This is a genomic window from Clostridium thermobutyricum (genome assembly GCF_000371465.1).
In the GTDB taxonomy this organism is placed as follows: Bacteria; Bacillota; Clostridia; order Clostridiales; family Clostridiaceae; genus Clostridium; species Clostridium thermobutyricum.
This window is the reverse complement of the sequence record NZ_KB850956.1, coordinates 1,705,094-1,724,261: the sequence shown is the minus strand read 5'-3', so window position 1 is coordinate 1,724,261 and position 19,168 is coordinate 1,705,094. Positions and strand designations below refer to the sequence as shown.

Genomic DNA, 19,168 nt, shown 5'->3' with positions numbered 1-19,168 from the left:
TATATGTAGAATAGCATGGTATAGTACATTTTTAATAAATAATTCATAAAAATTATAAATATTAATTAAAGTGTTAATTCTAAAAAAAATCTTAGTTTATGTAAATAAACTAAGGTTTTTTATTAATATTTAGTTAATAAAAAGAATAAAAGTTGAAATAAAAGGTTTAAAGTCATAAAATAGTAATTGATTGGGGGCAGTGGCTGTGAGTAAAAAGTTAATAGTATTAATAATTTTAATTTTATTTATAGTTGTAGGAAGTATTACTTATAAAACAATCAATGATGATAAATATAAAGCGTATCAAAACAATAATAGCGTAAGCTCCAAAAAAACTATTGAAGCAGTAACAAAAGAAATTAACTTGGAAAATTCAAAAAATTTTAATGTAGCAAAATAATGAGAATTTTACCAATAGCTATGTACATAATTTTATTTTCAAAGAGTTTAAAATGAAGATAAGAGTTATTTAAGGAAGATAAGCCTTAAATAACTCTTATTTTTTTATTTAAAAATTAAGAATAAAAAAATATTGACAGCAGAAAAGAAAAATAATATATTAGAAATATAAATGATAATCAATATCAATAAGGAGATGGAATTATGAAAGTAAATATAATTTATTGGACAGGAACAGGTAATACAGAAGAAATGGCAAATCTTTTAGCTAAAGGAGTAAAAGAAGCAGGAGCAGAATTAACAATAAAAACTGTAGGAGAAAGTTCAAAAGAAGATATAACAAATTGTGATTTAGTAATGCTTGGTTCACCAGCAATGGGATCAGAGGTTATAGAAGAAATGGAAATGGAACCTTTTGTTGAAGAAATAAAAGAAGTAGTTAGTGGAAAAGATATGATTCTTTTTGGCTCTTATGGTTGGGGAACTGGAGAATGGATGGAACTTTGGGAAGAAAGAATGGAAGGCTATGGAGCTAATTTGGTTAAAAATGGTGTTATAACAAATGAATTCCCAGAGGGAGAAGAAAGAGAAAAGTTAATTGAAATAGGAAAAAGTGTAGTTAAATAAATTGTTAGGAGGAGTTATTGATGAGTAAAAAAATATTAGATTTTTATAAAAAAATAGGTGGGATGGATACAAAAGAGAGCTTAGAAAAATATTTGTTGTTTACATTATCACCAGTGATAGGTGGGTTAAAACCATCCTCAACAATAACTCTTTCTTATGATAAAAAAGAGTATTCTATATGGAGTAACTATAAAAAAGAATTTTTAGAAATATTAAAGTTAAAAGAGATTGTACTTAGAAAAGGGACAAAAGCAGAAATAATTCTAATATATAATGAAGAAAATTTATTAAACTGTATAAATAAAAAAGATAATAGAGAATTTCTTAATAAATTAGGATATGATTTAACGTTAACTTTAGAGGAAAATTTAGATATTTTAGTTTATAGATATGAAAAATATCATTGTCCACATGAATTAGGAGTATTTTTAGGAATTCCTATAGAAGATGTTATAGACTTTATGGGATGTTCAGATAAAAAATGTTTAATGTGTGGATATTGGAAGGTATTTAATAATTATAATAATGCTAAAGATATTTTTAATAAATATGATATATCAAAAAATATTATGATAAAAAGTATTGAAGAAAATAAAGCGTTATTAAATATAGTGGATATGTTTAATAAGAATATTAAATTTAGCATAAAGCTTTAAAGATAGACAAAAGTCTATCTTTTTTAATTTGAGTAGATAAAAGTCTAAAAGAGTAATAAATGCATAATTTATTTGTTAAAATATTTTAGAAATAATTATTTAAATAATACAATAAATGTTAAAATATAGTTATTGAATAAAATATAAATTTATAGGGGGAGTGGTCAATAGTGTATCTAGGAGAAGCATTAGGATATTTAGTAGGTGTAGCTTTTATAGGATGGATTTTATATAATATATGTTATCTTATTCCTGAAAAACAAAGAAAAATTGAAGATAAAATGATTTTACATTTTCAAGAAATTAATATAAAACTTGATAGATTAGAAGAGTTAATTAAGGAAAAAAATAAAAAATAATAATAAAGAAAGGAATTGTCTTTTAAGATAAAGACAATTCCTTTTTATATAATTGACTGAATGTGGATATGTTATAAGGGGATATAACTATGGGGGGATTCAGTCAAATATAGCAATATTAAAATGGTAGATTATCACTTGAAATAAGTTCTAAATCTTCATCACGTTTTAATATGACTTCATCATTATTTTTTCTTCTTGAAGAATTAATAAATTCAAAGCCTTCTGCGAGAACAGTTGTGTTATATTCTGTAATATTTTTTTGTTCATTTACATATGGGTTACGTTCAAGTTTTCCAAATATACCTATGTTACTTCCTTTTTTAGTGAATTCACATATAGCTTCTGCATTTTTGTTGAAAATAACAAAAGGAATAAAGTAAGTTGTATCTTTGATTCTATCATTTACTGCTAATGTACCTTTTGTATAAGGGGTACCTTTTTCTTTAGAGTATTTTAATTCTAAATCATTTGTTAAACGACCTGTTAATATAACTTTATTCAAAAAATCAACTCCTTAATGCTGTTCTCATTAAGGAGTATTGACAAGTTTTAGAATGTTATACAATTAATATTAAATTTTTATCTATTTTTTCTTATTTACTTTTACATTTTTATATTTTTAATAAAAAACACCTTAGATAAAGTGGAGCAAAAAGTATTTTAATTAATTAAACTAAATTTAAAAACAAAGAATATTCTGAAAATTAAAATGATTGAAAGATATTGTTAAAAAAATTGTATAAAAAACAAAATATAATATTGAATTGTGAATAAAAGGTTAGTTAAATTTCAAAATACATAATTTTTTTAGGTCAATTTGAATAAATTTTTGAACTATGTTATAATTTTATTAAAGTATTAAACAAAAACAAAGAAAAATTTAAAAATGTTAAATAAAATGAACAAATGACGAAAGAATTTTAGGGGGAGTATACATGGAAAAAACAGATGTTATTAGAAATAATACAAAAATGAAACATCCGCCGGGGCTATATCTTTTATTTTTTACAGAAATGTGGGAAAGATTTAGTTATTATGGAATGAGATCTTTATTGATTTTATATTTGACAACTAGCTTTGTGCAAGGTGGACTTGGGTTTTCTGTCAGCACAGGAGCTATGATATATGGATTATATACAGGATTCACATATTTTACTCCAATAATTGGAGGATTCTTAGCAGATAGATTTTTAGGGCAAAAGCTAGCAATAGTAGTTGGTGGAGCAATAATGGTTGTTGGAAATTTAGTTTTATTTGGAATTCCTGGACACATTGGATTATTCTTAGGTCTAGCACTTTTAATAATAGGAAATGGATTCTTTAAACCAAATATATCAACAGTTGTTGGACAACTTTATCCTGAAGGAGATAAAAGAAAAGATTCAGCTTTTACAATCTTCTATATGGGTATCAATGTAGGTTCTTTAATAGCTCCAATTATTTGTGGATTATTAGCTGAAAATATTTTTGCAGAGAAAGTAAATGGCGCAATAGTTCAATATGGATTTAAATATGGATTCTTAGCTGCTGCTATAGGAATGATACTTGGACAAATTATCTTTGTAATTTTCTCACCTAAATATTTAGGACATATAGAAAATAAAAAAGTAGAAAAGAAAGAAAAAGTAGTAGAGAAGAAACCTTTAACAAAACAAGAGAAAAGAAGAACAATTTCAATATTTATACTTGCAGCATTTGTTATATTCTTCTGGGCTGGATTTGAACAAGCAGGAAGTTCACTTACAATGTTTGCTGAAAAATTAACTAATAGAAATGTATTAGGAATGACAATTCCAGTTTCATGGTTACAATCACTTAACCCAGTATTTGTACTTATACTTTCACCAATATTTGCGAAAATTTGGTTTAAGCTTGCAAATAGAGAAAAAGGTGATTTAAAAGTTCCAGTAAAAATGGCAATAGGTATGATAGTATTAGGTATTGGATTCTTAGTAATGGTATTTGCTACAATTTCAGTTGGAAATACAGAAAATCCAGTAGCTAAAGCTAGTATGTGGTGGCTTGTAATAACTTATTTCTTTAATACTACTGGAGAACTTTGTCTTTCACCAATTGGATTATCAATGGTAACAAAAATAGCTCCAGCAAAACTTGCATCACTTTTAATGGGAATTTGGCTTGCAAGTACAGGAGTTGCTAATATACTAGGTGGATTTATAGCATCTAACTTAGAATCATTTGGAGCAAAAGATATATTCTTAATGATTTCAATAGTATGTATAGTTTTAGGAGGAGTATTACTTCTTCTAAGTAATAAAATTTCAAAAATGATGGAATAAAATAAAGTTAAAAAGACAGATTTTAAAATCTGTCTTTTTTATTTTAAGAAAGAGTTTTTTTATTAAAATTTCTTAACTGTAATTATAAAAAATTTATAGTAAAATAAATACATAAAAGGGCTAGATAACAAAATTAAAATTTGAAAATATTATAATTAATAATGAAAATTATGGGGGAGAATATGTATTATGAAGAAAAAACATATAAAAGTTTTATACTAATATTAGTTTTAACTTTTATAGTGGCTATAGGAGCTATATTTATAATAAGAAATTTAGAAATAGAAGAATATATAGCTATAAAAATAATGTTTTTGATAATTACAAATTCGCTATTAATAATATCTAATATAATTTATAAAAAGGAAAGATTGTATTGGATAAATAAGTATACTTATGAGAATGTAAAAAATATGAGTAAAGAAGAAAGAAAACGCATAGCTAAAAAATTTTATAATAAATTTAAGTTTTTTTGTTTAATATTAGTTATTTATTGTATAATTGGGTTATTTATAAAAACTCATATATTTTTAGATGTATTAGTTTATATAACATGTTTAGTTATTGGAGCAGCAATATCAACTTATAATTAAAATAAAAGGCACTTTGATTTTAAAGTGCCTTTTTATATAAAATGATATAATCAAATATATGTAAAAAGGAGTGATAAATTTTGAAAAAACCAGTTAAAAGAGCACTTATAATACATAGTCTTTGTGCAGTAGGAAAGGCATCTTTAACTAATATACTTCCAGTACTTAGTATTTTAGGAGTAGAAGGATGTCCAATTCCATCAACTATTCTTTCAAGCCATACTGGAGGATTTAAAGAAATAGAAAAAGTTGAAACAGGTTCATTTATAGAAAAAAGTATAAACAGCATAGAACATAATGATATAAATATGGATTTAGCTCTTATAGGATATTTAGGAGATATTAAAAATTTAGAGTTTATAAAAAATTATATAAGAAAAAATTTTGAAAAAGAAAAAATAGTGTTAGACCCTATTTTAGGAGATAACAATAAATTATATAAAGGGTTCTCAGAAGAGCATGTAAAGAATATGAGAGATTTAATTAAAGGCTGTTTTCTTATAACTCCAAATCTTACAGAGGCATTGTATTTAACAGGCAGAGATGTAAGTTTGGCTGAAAATATGAATGATGATTTAATTAGAGATATTTGTATAGATTTAAGAGAGCTTGGAGCAAAGAATATTATAATAACATCAGTTACTACTAAAAAAGATAAAGTTGGAGTTTGTATATTTGAGGAAGGAAAACTTTATACAGTCTATTCAGATAAAGTAGAAAAATCTTATCCAGGAACAGGAGATATATTTACAGCAATAGTTTCTGGAGAAGTTTTAAAAGGAAAAAACATTTATGAAAGTGTAAAAATTGCAATGGACTTTTTATATGAAACTATAAAATATAGCAGTAGTTTTAATTATGATACTAAAGAAGGCGTTTTACTAGAAGATAATTTATATAAATTAATAGAAAAAAGATAAAATTAGAGACTTATTAGAAATTACTAATAAGGTTTTAATTTTTTGTGATAAAATAATATAAAAAACAAAGGAAAGAATGACATGAAAATTGATAAAAAATTTATGTTAATAATAGTAGCTCTTATATTATTAATATCTGCTAAAATTATAATTGCTAAAAAAACTAAGAATATAAATCAAAATAATCAAACTCCGGCACAGAAAAGTGCAACTCTTTATCCAACAGAGAAAGATGCACAAGAACATAGTTATAACTAATATATACATATTTAATTAGAATACTTTTATTTTTCTATGGGAATACTTTTAAAACAAGAGTGTTTAAGAAATAAAAGGAGAAGCTATATGGCTATAATAGAGAAGAGAGAGGTTACTTTAGAAAAAGACTTAAAAGGATTATATTTAAAAAATTTTATATTATTTGTAGTTACTATAATATTTTTAGAAATATATATTCCTTTATCAATATGTAGTTTTATTTTTTTAGTGATTAGTCTTAATTTTCAGAGAAGAAAAACAGAGAAGTTTTCTTTTAAAAAAGAATATTATGAAAAAGATATATTTTCTCAATTGAATGATGGATATCATGTTTTTAATAATATAGTTATTGAAATAAAGGGGAAGAGAACTAAACTAGGAACTATAATTGTAGGAAATAATGGAGTTTTTATAATTGAAATTAAAAATGTAAAGGGAAATATTATTGGAAGTATAAGTGATAATAATCTTATTGTTGAGAGAAATATAGCAGGCCTAAATTATTATAGAAATATATATAATCCATATAAGAAAGTACAAAAACATGCTGATATATTTAATAGATATTTAAAAATGAATAATATAAGATGTCATGTAATTGGATTAGTATTTTTTAATAATGATGATTTAATATTTAAAAAAAATATTGTAAATATAGATAATTCCAAAGGTTTAATTTTTGATAATTCTATTGAACTTTTAAGAAAAATAAAATTAGTAAATTTAAATTATACTGAAGAAGAAAAAAAAGAAATTATTAGTGCTATAAATATTTCAAAATACTTATAAATAGAGTCAATTTTTAGAATAAATATGTTATAATAAATAGAAAATTATTATTTATTAATATATAGAATTTTATTAGAGTTATTCAAAGCTATTATTACATTTTATATGTAAATTTTAGGAGGAATTATTGTGAGATATAAACCAATGACAATGGAACAATATAAGGGATATTGTATTATAAATGTTATTTTAGGAATCTTAACTATAATAGGATGTTTTATTTCTAGAATAGTCTTTGATATGCAATTTTCTATGTTGGTTCAAGTTATAATTACATTGATATTTTTAATATTAAATTTCTTTTTAAGTTTCAAGATGAATAAATACAGATTATAGAATAAATACATATTCTAAATAATAAAATATATATAAGTAGTTTATTAAATAAGACGGTATAATTTATCGTCTTATTTTTATAGTAAATATAATAAAATTTATATAAAAAAGGTTTAATATATTATTTTAAATAAATAATATATAGTTTATAATAAAATTAACAATATTTATAATATTTAAAAGGGTAAGGGTGAGATTATGGAGGCTGCTATTGAATTTGTACCTGTTGTATTAACATTACTATTGGGAGTAGTAATTGGAGCAGGAATAGGAATTGCTATTAGAAATTTTTCTAATAAAAAAAATAAAAATAATAAAAAAATCAGAATTAAAAAATAAAAATTTTAAAATTAAAAATAAAACATTATGGTTTAAATTCTATAATGTTTTATTTTTTTATAATTATTAAGAAGGATTTTGTGAATATTTGTAAATGATTTTTGTTTATTATATAATCCAATTAATAAGGGTATTTATTAAATAAAGAAGGGGATTTATTTAGAGAGGGGAATATTAATGAAAAAGAATATTTATAGGGTAGTTGGGATTATTGTATTTATTTTTATTGGGAATTATATTTTAAAAAGTATTGTGAATATAAATTTTTCACCAAAAAATCCAAGTGGAAAATTAGTGTATTCATATAAAGAAAATGAATTTAGTGATATTAAAAAAATTAATTATATAGATAATGAACTTTATTTTACTCAAAAAGTTTTTGATATTACTAAAAATATGAATATTAAAGATAAAATTATTTTAAATGATGAAGATACATATGGTCGTGCAATAAAAATAGGAAATAAATATTATGGTATTAATTATGATAGAAAAGATGACTTAAATTTTAAAGAGATAAATGTAAAATTAAATAAAGATAATTCTTTAGAAGAAGTTAAAAATGATAAATATAATTTTTCAAATAATGAGATAATTAAATTTTATGAAAATAAAGATTTTATGAAGGAAAAAAACATATTAAATGAAGAAGAATACAAAAATTTAAGTGAAAAAATTGAAAAAGAAGTTAGTAAATTAAAAGATAACTTAAATTCAGAGTATATAATAAAAGAGATTAAAAATATTATGTATTCTAATAAAACAGAATTTTTAGTAGTTTTAGGGAATTATAATAATGAAAATAAGTTAGGTATATATGATTCAAAAAATAATAAGTTTTATGTAGAAGACACTTATTCAAATTATTTAATTAACGATATATTTAAATTCGATAATTATATATTTAGTATAACTAATGAAGGAGAAATAATAAAACTATATAAAGAAAATGAAAATATTAAAATAGATAAAGTTTCAAATGGATTAAAGAATGGTAAGTTATTAGGAGTAAAAGATAATTATATTTATATTAGAAATAATTATAAATTAGTTGGATTTAATATAGAAAAGAATGAATTAAAAACTATTTTTAAAGATAGTTCAACAGATATGAATAGATATGGAATAGATAATCTTAGTAATTTTTATGATGGATATATAGTATTTAAAGTAAAAAGAAAATATATGATTGGAAAATTAGAAGAGGATAAGATAGTTAGGTTAGTTGATAATGTGGAAATCTCAGATACTTCAACAAGTTATATTACTTATAGTAATGGACATTGTATTATTTTAAATATTAATTTAGATAGTGAGGGAATTCCTAAAACTAAAATAGATGTGTATAAGTTATAATTTATATTAAAGTAAAGAACTCAAAATATGATAATTATTTTGAGTTCTAATTTTTATATAAAAAAGTCTAATGTTAATTAAAGAGTAATACTAGTTTAATAAAATAAAGATAAATTTTAAATTTAAAGACTAAAATATATATAATAATAATTAAACTTAAATAATATTAAAAAAAATATTTTTTTTATAGATTTAATAAGAAAAAATGAATAAATACATTAAATATTAAAAAAATAGAGACTTTAGATGGTGATATAATTTATTTAATGATTATTAAATAAAAAGGAGATTAGTTGATGACTACTATAGGGGAAATATATTTAATAAGTTCAATAGCAATAATTTTAATGTCTTATTTATTATATTTAAAATTTAAATCGGTAAGATTTATCATTATATTGTTAGGATTAATTTCATCTTTAGTATATATTGTTTGGAGATTTACTGTAATTCCAACTTTTGGGTTATCGCTAGTTATGGGGGTTCTTTTAATAGGATCAGAACTTATTGGAATTATACAATTTTTTGATTTCGAATATTTTTCTACAAGGAAATATAAATTAGAAAAAAAAGAATTAATAGACCCAACATCTAAGTTTGTTCCATCTATAGATATATTAATTTGTACTTATAATGAACCGGTAGATTTATTAAAAAAAACAATTATAGGCGCAATAAAGCTTAACTATAATAAAGAAAAGCTTAATGTATATGTTTGTGATGATGGAAGACGAGATGAAGTAAAAAAATTATGTGAAGAGTATTCCATAAATTATTTAACTAGAGATACAAATGAAGGAGCAAAAGCTGGAAATATTAATAATGCTCTAAAATATATAAAAAGTGAATTTGTTTCAATATTAGATGCAGATATGATTGCTAAACATAATTTTTTAAAAGAGACAATGCAGTACTTTTTAGATGATGATAATTTAGCATTTGTACAAGTTCCTCAAAGTTATTATAATGCTGATATGTATCAATATAATATGATTACTAATATTCCAAATGAACAAGATCTATTTATGAGAGATATTCAAGAAGCGAGAGCTTCATTAAATGCAGTGTTACATGTTGGAACTAATGCAATATTTAGAAGAAAACATTTAGATTCCGTAGGAGGATTTCCTACATTCTCTATAACTGAAGATATGGCTCTTGGAATGAAGCTTCAGTCAAAAGGATATAATTCTATATTAGTAAATGAACCATTAGTATTAGGATTAAGTGCAACAACTCTTGAAGAGACTATAAAACAAAGAAAGAGATGGGCTAGAGGAAATCTTCAAGTATTTAAAAGAAATAATCCATTGTTTATGAAGGGGTTAAAATTAAGTCAAAAAATTGCATATATAGATGGACTTATTTATTGGTTTTCAAGTTTACAAAAGATTATCTATATAATAGCACCAATTTCGTATCTTTTATTTGGTATATTATCAATAAAGGCAAGTTTATGGGAATTATTACCTTATTATATTCCGTTTTTAGTATCACAAATGATAGTATTTAAAGTATTATCACCAGGAACAAGAAATTTAAAATGGTCACATTTTTATGAAACCGTTATGGCACCAAGTATAAGTGCATCAATTCTTTCAGAACTTTTCTCTTTAAAATCAGTTGGATTTAAAGTCACATCAAAAGATATAACAAATGAAAAAGCATATTTTCAACTTAGGGTTATATTACCACATATAATTTTACTTATAGGAACAATTGCATCTTGGTTTATTTGTGGGTATTTTATAAAAACTGGAAAATTTCTTCCGAGCTATGTTATATTAAATATAATTTGGAGTATATATAATGCAGTTGGTATTATCGTTGCTATAAAAGTAGCGTATCAAAAGCCTATGTTTAGAAGTAGTGAAAGAATTGAGATAAGAGATAATTTTATAACTAAATTATATGTTAATGAAAAAGAATATAATATTAAAGTGCACGATATTTCAGATAAAGGATTAGGTCTTCAAATGATAGATTATATAAATATAAATCCTAATGATAAAATAAAAATAAAAATAAATGATTTATATATAAAATGTAAATTAGCAAGAAAAAATAAAACGTTTATTGGAATACAGTTTGAAGAATTAAATAAAGAAGAAACTATTGAAATAATAAATTTATATATAGAAAATTTAAAACCATTTTATGATTTAAAACGTGATTCAAATAATTTTATATAAGAACAAGAAGAATATAATCACAGTCAACATAATTGAGAAATAATTAAAAAACATCCTAAAGAATAATAAGTTCTTTAGGGTGTTTTTTATTAGAAATTAAATAATAAATTTGTAATAATTACAAAAAAAGTTTATTTGATAATATGATATAATTTTATTATATTATTGATTAAATAACTAATTAATGAGCATAATTAATAAAAAAAATAAGTGGAGAGGTTTGATGAAAAAGGTTTTAAAAATAATAGGGATAATTTTACTTGGAGTATTAATAGCAATTGGAATAGTTTTATATCACTTTAGAGGTCAAATTAAATTTTATATAAATGCAGCACAAGAATATTCTGCTTTAAAAAATAATTTAGAATCAGTAGAAGTAACTAAAGATTTGAATATGAGTAAAGATATGGATTATAAAGATATTGAATATAAAAAAGTAAATGGAAAAGCTGTAACTTTAGATATTTATGAAGCTAAAAAGAAATTAAAAGGTGGTTCTCCTGTTATACTTTATGTTCACGGTGGATCTTGGATTTATGGTAGTAGTCAAATTCCAGAATTAATGGAACCTCTTTTAAATGTATTCAGAAATGAAGGATATACAATAATAAGTGTAAATTATAGACTTACCACAAATGAAATAGATTTTTATAAACAAGTATCTGATGTTAAAGATGCAATAAGATGGGTATATAAAAATAAAGATAAATATGATTTTAATACAAATGAAATAGGATTAGTTGGTGCTTCAGCAGGAGCTCATTTATCGCTTTTGGCAGCTTATTCTGGAAATAATCAGTTTAAAGATGACAAAGCTTTAGATAATTATTCATCAAAAGTTAAATGGGTTGTAGATTTATTTGGTCCTACAAATTTAAATAGCTTAAATATGAGCATTGCAACAGGTAAGCTTGAGACAGCTGTAAAAAATAGAGAAAATAGCTTAAGAGAAAAACAAAGTATAGAAAATTATATGAAAGAATATAGTCCTATAAATTATGTAAAACCTGATCTTCCACCAACACTTATAATTCATGGAACAAATGATAAAATGGTTCCATATAAAGATTCCTTAGAGCTATATGAAAAAAGCAAAAAGGATGGAAATAACGTAGAATTATTAACTCTTGATAATGGAGGACATGATTTTTCTAATATAAATAAAAAGCAAATATTTGATCTTGGAATAAAGTTTATAAACTTTATAATATTTAATACAAATTTAAATTAGTAAAAAGCAGTCTTTTTAGGCTGTTTTTTATTATATAAATTAAGTAATAATTACAAATACTAAATTATAAGCAGGTATAATTCTAAATTAGGAGAGGATATTATGAAGGAGTTTATTCCAACTAAAATATTTTATGAAGAGTCTATAAAAAAATATGAATTAGGAAGAGAACTTTTAAAAAAATATAATTTTATTGAAAAAGAATCAATAGAAGCTCATCATAAACTTAATATAGATAAAGATATTAGTGAGTTTAACAATATAAAAAGAACTTTAACTATTGGAGTTAGAAAAAGTATTATTTTAAGAAAAGATAATAAAAGTTCAGACTTCATAGTTCCATTTACTTCATCTGGATGTTCTGCTAGATGCTTATATTGCTATCTTGTACATAACTTCAAGCTAAATTCAAATTTAAGAATTTTTGTTAATAGAGATGACATGATGAATAAAATAATAAAAAATATAAATAAGATAAATAGAGATGCAGTTTATGAAATAGGATGTAATTCAGATATGATTTTAGAAAATTCTATTACTGGGAATTTAAAATGGGCTATTGAAGAATTCAGTTTACTAAAGAATGCAAAACTAACTTTTGCTACAAAGTTTAATATGGTTGATGACCTATTAAATATAAATCATAATGGAAATACAAAAATAAGAATTTCTGTAAATCCAGAAGAGATAATAAGAAAAGTTGAATTTAATACATGTAATTTAGAAGAAAGAATAGAAGCCGCAAATAAAATGTTTAGAGCTGGATATAAAGTAGGACTAAATATTGCACCAATAATAATAGTTAAAAATTTTGAATATATATATGAAAAAATGTTTATTAAACTTTATGAATTATTAGATGAAAAGTTAAAAAATAATTTATTTATAGAAGTTATATTTATGACTTATAGTATGGAAAATTTAAATATAAATAAGATTAATATGAAAAATTCAGTTAACCTTTTTATAGATAATAAATTTTATGAAAAAAGTAAAGGTAAATATACTTATAAATATTTATATAGAAATGAAGCAGAAAAAATAATAATAAAGCTGATAAAGAAATATTTAAAAAATGCTAAGATTTCTTATATAGTATAAAAATACTAAGATATTATAAATATCTTAGTATTTTTATTTATATTAAATTAGTACTATTTTAGTAACAGGATTTACTTTAGTTACTGTACTTTTAAGAACATCAGTTAAAATTTTATCTTCTAATTGAAGTTTTTTATTAAATTTACCATAGGTAACTAATCCTGTGCTTGGGACTATAATCATACCATATTCTAGATTATCTTTATTAAGAAGTAAAAAGAAATCTAATTTTGAAGATTTTATAACATCAATATAAAAGTTAAATAAAGTTTCATTATCTAAATCAGAATTGAATTTTACAAAACCATAAGTTCCTAAAACTCTGTCATGGGAATCATTATATAAAGGTTTTTCCTCTATGTTAGAAACTATACCTTTATATTTAGAGGGTAAATTATCTTTAGAATTTAAAAGAATTCCAAAAACAATTATAAGTAATATAAATAAGACAATAAAACAACTCATAATGATCACCTCTTAATATTTATTCAAAAAGCAGAAAACGTTTTCCTAAATAGAATGAATTATCTCTTTTTCTAATTATATCAAATTAAATTAAAAAAGTCCAAAAAATACAAAAGACTGTAGATATATCTACAGTCTTTAATTTACTATTGAGCACTTTGTGTGTTTGTATTATTTTGTGTTGCTTGACTACTTTGTGAAGTTTGAGATTGAGTAGTAGCATCTTGTTTATTATTATCTTTTGAGTTTTTAGTATCAGAAGTTGATGTATTTTCATTTGTTTGGTTTTCATTGCTAGTTTGATTATTAGTATTTTGAGTATTTGAGTTTTTAGTATTTTCATTTGGTTTATTAGTGTTAATTGTAGTATCACTTGAATTAACAACATTTATAGCATTATTATTTACACCACTTTTGCTTTGATCAACTGTTGGAGCAGTATTTTCAACAGCATCTGTATTACCAGTAGTTACAGCATCTTTTCCGATAGTTGAATTATTATTTGTTTGGTTTACAATTCCTCCCTCATCTTTTTTGTTTGTAAATAATCCTTTCACCCAATTTACGAAATTGTCAAAATGAACTTGTAAATTATTAAGGAATCCTTTAAGTTGTCCTTGGTTTTGAAGAATTTTGTTTGCTTCCTCTTGAAGTTTATCTAAAGTTTTCATCATTTCAGATTTATTATAATTTTGATCAGAAATACTTTGCATTAATTTGTTTAAATCAGCCTCTTGATTAGGTGTAAGAGTAACACCATAATTATTAGTAACATTATTTATAGTTTGAGCAATTTGACTTTCGCTATGTTCACCATTTTGTATAACTTTAGCTTTAACACCACTTACTACAGCAGAAGCTTTAGTTTGTCCAGTATTGCTATCTTGAGCAATTTTTGAAGTTACTTCAAGTTCTTTATTAGCAAGTTCTTTTTTTTCAGGGCTTATTTGTTCTCCAGTTGCTTTTTCAAAGCTTGTCATTATTCCAGTTAAAGCACCAGTACCACTTACTTGGAAAGGAGCAGCAGCAACAACATTGGCATTATAAATACCAGCAGTTGTTAAGGCATTTGAAATCATACTAGCTGTAACATAAGTAAGATTTGCAGTTTTTACATTTATTCCTCCAGATTGAGTTGGTTGAACATATGCACAAGAAATTGTTCTAGTTCCTATTTCAGATTCTGGTAATATTCCTCTAAGCTCCTCTTGTTCTTGTTGATTGTTAATAGTTACTTCTTGATAACTACCTTTAGGTGCATTAAAGTAATTTAACATTTCTTGTTTTTGAGTAGGAGTTAAATTAGCTCCTATTGATATAACATTAAATTGATCAGCAAAAGCTGATATTCCCATAGTAGAGAAAATAGTTCCTGCTAAAACTAATGTAGCAATTATTTTTTTACTTTTCATTTATTTATTCACCTCTAAATTTAATAAAATAAATTTGATTTCTAAAGTTTATTAATTATACCATACTGAATTTAAGAAAACTTTATTTTATTCTTAAGATTATATAAAAAAAATGTAATTAAAATTTAAGAAATTGTAATCTTTAAAATAGAAAATTTTATTTTAAATAAAAATGGATTCTTCAATATTTTGAAGAATCCAAAGTATTTTATCTATTATGAAGTTTATCTAAATAAAAGGCTATTAAAAGTGTTAAAGCAAAATCGTATATTAAAAATACAATTTGGCTTACAACATATAATAAATAAATAGATATTTTAAGATTTAAAACTCCAATAAAGCTTGTAAATATAAAATAGTAAATTATAAGCCCAATATTAAAAAATAGTAGTTTTATTATAAATTCTTTTATTCTATTATTTCTTTTTTCAGCCAAGTGTTTTATTATTCCATATATTCCGAAGAAGATTAAATATAAAAATGATATATTTAAAGGAACAAGTAAAAAACTTAAAATAGAAGAGCCTATATAAATAGCTATTGAAGTTTTCATATTACATCTCATAAGACCAATAGGAACAAAAAGAGATGTTATTGTAAGTAGTCCCAATGTATTAATAGGAATAAGTGGTGTTAAGTAAAGTATTACAACAGTTAAGGCAATTAATATTCCGCCGGTAGCAATGTTCGATGCTTTACTTTGCATAAATTATCAACTCCCCAAATTAATTAACAGCAACCTATAAAATCGCCACCCATACATTCGCACATAGTGTCTAAACACCAAAGGTCCATACAACAATTACACATATTCATGCCATTTGCACCACTTGTATTATAATATGGATTGCTATAATTACGTTGTCTTTGCATTAGATTATTAAGAGTCTGTCTATACTCAAAATTATTTGGATCCATGTTTACAGCTGTTTGAAGATAATTAAGCCCTGAATCATATCTACCTAATGAAATTTGGCAAACTCCCATAAGATAATTCCATTCAGCATTATGGTTACCCATAGAACTTAATCTATCCATAGCCATTTGAATATTTCTAGTTTGAATAAGTCTTCTAATTTCTTGGAATGCATATGCATCATTACTATTAGAATACCCAGAATTATTATAATTTCCATTATTATAACCATTATTATTGTTTGTAGCATTTTTAGTAAGCATATCATATGCTTTATTTATTTCAGTTAATTTTTCATTTGCAAGTTCTTTAAGAGGATTATCAGTAAATTGATCAGGATGATATTTTTTTACTAGAGCTCTGTAAGCTTTTTTAATTTCTTCTTGAGAAGCTCCCTCTTTAAGACCTAAAACCTCATATGGATTCATTATTAAATTCACTACCTTTCATATTACACGTATTATTATTTTTATTTATTATTCTAATATATCTATCCATCATTCCTAATTCAATGATATTTTTAATTATATCATTATTATTATTTAATGGTAGCTTATAGAAAATTTCTCTACAAGTATAAGCACAATTTAAAATATTAAATTCTAATCTGTCCTTTATTTTAGTTAATAATTCATCATAAGAAATATTATCTTTATTATAAAGATAATTAAGAGGATTAAATTTACCTTTTTCAATATCTTCTTTTAAATCATCAAGGGCATCTATAAGATAAATCCATTTTCCTAAAGAATATCCAAAAGAATATAAATCTTCTCGTAAATCGAAAGAATCATTTTTTAGCTTATTAGGATACATCATCATAATATTACCTACTATTTCAGCAAAAGGATGACATATATCATCTATAGAAGAAAAATTTTTTTCTTTTTCTAAAATAGATAAATCCTTTAAAGATTTCTCTATTTTTTCATTAATAACTTTTATTTTAGATGAAAATTTTTTTTGATAAGGATTTAAAAAAATAAGTGAAGCCTTACTTTTTAAAGTTCTATCATCATTAAAATCATCTAACATTTTATAATAAAAAAGTGAAACATTCATATTAGCAGCATAATCTATAGCAAGACTATTAATTATAGTTGGTTTTTTCTTTGTAGGATGAACAAAACATCTAAGCATATCTGCTTTTTCTTTTTCATCAGTTAATTCTTGAAGAAAAAGAGCTAAAAAAGTCATATCGTAATTAAGAGACATTCTTGGTATATTACCAAATTGTTTTTTTATAGAATTACAAAGGCCACAATAATAACCTCTGAATTTATTAAATTCTCGTATTTTAAGTTCTGATTTTAATGGAGTAACATATCCAAACAATAAAAAACACTCCTTTAATTTAAGTATAAACACATTATACAATAAATAATTGTTAATATGTATAGACATTTGCAGAAAATTGACATTTTAAAAAAATAATGAAAGTTCTTAGTAAAATATTTTATTATTATTTAATAATTATTATTGACTAATATAAAATATTTGTATAATATAATATCATAAAGAATAAAAAAACGGAAAATTAAATAAAATACATATTATATAAAATTGGGGAGGAATTAAATATGAAAAAATTTATTTGTACAGTTTGTGGATATATATATGAAGGAGAAAAAGCACCAGAAAAATGCCAAGTGTGTGGAGTTGGAGCTGATAAATTTAAAGAACAACTTGGAGAAATGGATTGGGCAGATGAACATAAAATTGGTGTAGCACAAGGTGTAGATGAAAAAATAATTGAAGGATTAAGAGCTAATTTCACTGGAGAATGTACAGAAGTTGGAATGTATTTAGCAATGTCAAGGCAAGCAGATAGAGAAGGACATCCAGAAGTGGCAGAAGCTTATAAAAGAATAGCATTTGAGGAAGCAGAACATGCTGCTAAATTTGCAGAACTTTTAGGAGAAGTAGTTGTAGCTGATACAAAAGCAAACTTACAAGCAAGAGTAGATGCTGAATTCGGAGCTTGTCAAGGTAAAAAAGATTTAGCTACATTAGCTAAACAATTAAATTTAGATGCAATTCATGATACAGTTCACGAAATGTGTAAAGACGAAGCAAGACATGGAAGAGCATTCAAAGGATTATTAGATAGATATTTTGGAGAGGATAACAATCCAAATGAAGATGATTATTCATATAAAAAATTCAAAATTGTAAAAAGAGAAGCAGAAAATGATTTAATAACTTCTTTTTATTTTAAAAGAGAAGATGGAACAGAATTAAAAGAGCATAAAGCAGGACAATTCATATCAATAATGCCAATTAAAGAAGGTGAACATAAGAGTGAAGTAAGACAATACAGTCTTTCAATGAAGCCAGGAGCTAATTTCTATAGAATAAGTGTTAAAAGAGAAGAAAAAGGGTTAGTATCTAGATATATACATGAGAACTTAAACGTAGGTGATGTAGTAGATTTAACTAATCCACTAGGTGAATTTGTTTTAAAAGAGGGAAATGATAAACCATTAGTTTTATTAAGTGGAGGAATTGGTGTAACACCAATGATGTCAATGCTTTATAAAGCAGCAGATTCAAATAGAAAAGTTATATTTGCTCAAGCTGTATTAAATTCAACAGCACATACTTTCAAAAAAGAATTAGAAGAAATAAAGGAAGCTAATTCAAATGTAGAAAGTGCAATATTCTATCAAACACCATTAGAAAGTGATGTATTAGGTGAAGATTATCAATATGAAGGATTTATGTCAAAAGAATGGTTAGAAACATTACCAAGAGATGGAGAATTCTATTTTTGTGGACCTTTAGGATTTATGAAGCATATATACAATACACTTAAAGGCATGGGAATATCAGATGAAAATATTAATTATGAAATGTTTGGACCATCAGCAGATTTAGCAAATATGTAATAGTATAAAAGTTATATAAATAAATGAT

The 19,168-nt window shown here is 23.5% G+C and carries 22 protein-coding genes and 1 pseudogene; 17 read left to right on the top strand and 6 right to left on the bottom strand.

The genetic code is table 11. The annotated features are described in order from the left end of the window. The first annotated feature begins 205 nt into the window (after positions 1-205). The 4 genes from HMPREF1092_RS08040 (at position 206) to HMPREF1092_RS08025 (ending at position 2,041) form a co-directional block, all read left to right on the top strand. On the top strand, positions 206-400 hold the full coding sequence (locus tag HMPREF1092_RS08040; RefSeq protein WP_002598158.1) for a hypothetical protein: 195 nt from the start codon (positions 206-208) through the stop codon (positions 398-400). A 200-nt stretch (positions 401-600) separates the two neighbouring features. Continuing rightward, positions 601-1,026, top strand: a complete 426-nt coding sequence (locus HMPREF1092_RS08035) for a flavodoxin (RefSeq protein WP_040413654.1) — start codon at positions 601-603, stop codon at positions 1,024-1,026. A 20-nt stretch (positions 1,027-1,046) separates the two neighbouring features. Beyond that, positions 1,047-1,682, top strand: a complete 636-nt coding sequence (locus HMPREF1092_RS08030; RefSeq protein WP_002598156.1) for a DUF3793 family protein — start codon at positions 1,047-1,049, stop codon at positions 1,680-1,682. A 170-nt stretch (positions 1,683-1,852) separates the two neighbouring features. Then, on the top strand, positions 1,853-2,041 hold the full coding sequence (locus HMPREF1092_RS08025) for a hypothetical protein (protein WP_002598155.1): 189 nt from the start codon (positions 1,853-1,855) through the stop codon (positions 2,039-2,041). 118 nt (positions 2,042-2,159) lie between these two features. On the opposite strand, the gene HMPREF1092_RS08020 is transcribed toward HMPREF1092_RS08025, so the two are convergent. Further along, positions 2,160-2,546, bottom strand: a complete 387-nt coding sequence (locus HMPREF1092_RS08020; RefSeq protein ID WP_002598154.1) for a single-stranded DNA-binding protein — start codon at positions 2,544-2,546, stop codon at positions 2,160-2,162. 433 nt (positions 2,547-2,979) lie between these two features. Here HMPREF1092_RS08020 and HMPREF1092_RS08015 point away from each other — a divergent pair, with 433 nt between their 5' ends. From HMPREF1092_RS08015 to HMPREF1092_RS07975, 11 genes are all read left to right on the top strand, one after another. Next, on the top strand, positions 2,980-4,344 hold the full coding sequence (locus HMPREF1092_RS08015) for a peptide MFS transporter (protein WP_002598153.1): 1,365 nt from the start codon (positions 2,980-2,982) through the stop codon (positions 4,342-4,344). Between the two features lie 182 nt (positions 4,345-4,526). After that, positions 4,527-4,937: a hypothetical protein gene (locus HMPREF1092_RS08010; protein ID WP_002598152.1), complete on the top strand. Its 411-nt coding sequence runs from the start codon at positions 4,527-4,529 to the stop codon at positions 4,935-4,937. A gap of 80 nt (positions 4,938-5,017) precedes the next feature. Beyond that, positions 5,018-5,857, top strand: coding sequence for a pyridoxamine kinase (locus HMPREF1092_RS08005; RefSeq protein WP_002598151.1), 840 nt, complete (start codon positions 5,018-5,020; stop codon positions 5,855-5,857). Positions 5,858-5,938: 81 nt separating this feature from the next. Next, on the top strand, positions 5,939-6,115 hold the full coding sequence (locus HMPREF1092_RS17175) for a hypothetical protein (protein WP_002598150.1): 177 nt from the start codon (positions 5,939-5,941) through the stop codon (positions 6,113-6,115). An 87-nt stretch (positions 6,116-6,202) separates the two neighbouring features. Next, the gene (locus HMPREF1092_RS08000) at positions 6,203-6,904 is read left to right on the top strand and encodes a nuclease-related domain-containing protein (RefSeq protein ID WP_002598149.1); all 702 of its coding nucleotides are present in this window, start codon (positions 6,203-6,205) and stop codon (positions 6,902-6,904) included. A 129-nt stretch (positions 6,905-7,033) separates the two neighbouring features. Next, complete coding sequence (locus tag HMPREF1092_RS07995; protein WP_002598148.1) at positions 7,034-7,240, top strand: hypothetical protein; 207 nt, start codon at positions 7,034-7,036, stop codon at positions 7,238-7,240. A 198-nt stretch (positions 7,241-7,438) separates the two neighbouring features. Continuing rightward, the gene (locus HMPREF1092_RS17170) at positions 7,439-7,579 is read left to right on the top strand and encodes a hypothetical protein (RefSeq protein ID WP_002598147.1); all 141 of its coding nucleotides are present in this window, start codon (positions 7,439-7,441) and stop codon (positions 7,577-7,579) included. Between the two features lie 177 nt (positions 7,580-7,756). Then, complete coding sequence (locus HMPREF1092_RS07990) at positions 7,757-8,935, top strand: hypothetical protein (RefSeq protein WP_002598146.1); 1,179 nt, start codon at positions 7,757-7,759, stop codon at positions 8,933-8,935. Between the two features lie 296 nt (positions 8,936-9,231). Beyond that, positions 9,232-11,127 (top strand): glycosyltransferase family 2 protein, encoded by a 1,896-nt coding sequence (locus HMPREF1092_RS07985; RefSeq protein ID WP_002598145.1) that lies wholly within the window; start codon positions 9,232-9,234, stop codon positions 11,125-11,127. Positions 11,128-11,350: 223 nt separating this feature from the next. Next, the gene (locus HMPREF1092_RS07980) at positions 11,351-12,358 is read left to right on the top strand and encodes an alpha/beta hydrolase (RefSeq protein WP_002598144.1); all 1,008 of its coding nucleotides are present in this window, start codon (positions 11,351-11,353) and stop codon (positions 12,356-12,358) included. 102 nt (positions 12,359-12,460) lie between these two features. Further along, positions 12,461-13,459 (top strand): SPL family radical SAM protein, encoded by a 999-nt coding sequence (locus HMPREF1092_RS07975; protein WP_002598143.1) that lies wholly within the window; start codon positions 12,461-12,463, stop codon positions 13,457-13,459. Positions 13,460-13,501: 42 nt separating this feature from the next. On the opposite strand, the gene HMPREF1092_RS07970 is transcribed toward HMPREF1092_RS07975, so the two are convergent. From HMPREF1092_RS07970 to HMPREF1092_RS07950, 5 genes are all read right to left on the bottom strand, one after another. Next, on the bottom strand, positions 13,502-13,924 hold the full coding sequence (locus HMPREF1092_RS07970; RefSeq protein ID WP_002598142.1) for a hypothetical protein: 423 nt from the start codon (positions 13,922-13,924) through the stop codon (positions 13,502-13,504). Between the two features lie 146 nt (positions 13,925-14,070). Continuing rightward, entirely contained in the window at positions 14,071-15,336 is a 1,266-nt protein-coding gene (locus HMPREF1092_RS07965; RefSeq protein ID WP_002598141.1) for a DUF1002 domain-containing protein, read from the bottom strand. A gap of 208 nt (positions 15,337-15,544) precedes the next feature. Then, positions 15,545-16,042, bottom strand: coding sequence for a hypothetical protein (locus HMPREF1092_RS07960; RefSeq protein ID WP_002598140.1), 498 nt, complete (start codon positions 16,040-16,042; stop codon positions 15,545-15,547). A 23-nt stretch (positions 16,043-16,065) separates the two neighbouring features. Continuing rightward, positions 16,066-16,680 carry a J domain-containing protein gene (locus tag HMPREF1092_RS07955; RefSeq protein ID WP_002598139.1) on the bottom strand — a complete coding sequence of 205 codons (615 nt, stop codon included), beginning with the start codon at positions 16,678-16,680 and terminating at the stop codon, positions 16,066-16,068. Then, positions 16,667-17,587, bottom strand: a complete 921-nt coding sequence (locus tag HMPREF1092_RS07950) for a DUF5685 family protein (RefSeq protein WP_002598138.1) — start codon at positions 17,585-17,587, stop codon at positions 16,667-16,669. The genes HMPREF1092_RS07955 and HMPREF1092_RS07950 overlap by 14 nt, the downstream gene beginning before the upstream one ends. Before the next feature lie 245 nt (positions 17,588-17,832). On the opposite strand from HMPREF1092_RS07950, the pseudogene HMPREF1092_RS17500 reads away from it, so the two are divergent. Beyond that, positions 17,833-18,369 (top strand): annotated as a pseudogene (locus tag HMPREF1092_RS17500) (NADH peroxidase); the annotation flags it as partial. A 51-nt stretch (positions 18,370-18,420) separates the two neighbouring features. Next, on the top strand, positions 18,421-19,140 hold the full coding sequence (locus tag HMPREF1092_RS17495; protein ID WP_242830415.1) for an FAD-binding oxidoreductase: 720 nt from the start codon (positions 18,421-18,423) through the stop codon (positions 19,138-19,140). Positions 19,141-19,168 lie beyond the last annotated feature (28 nt).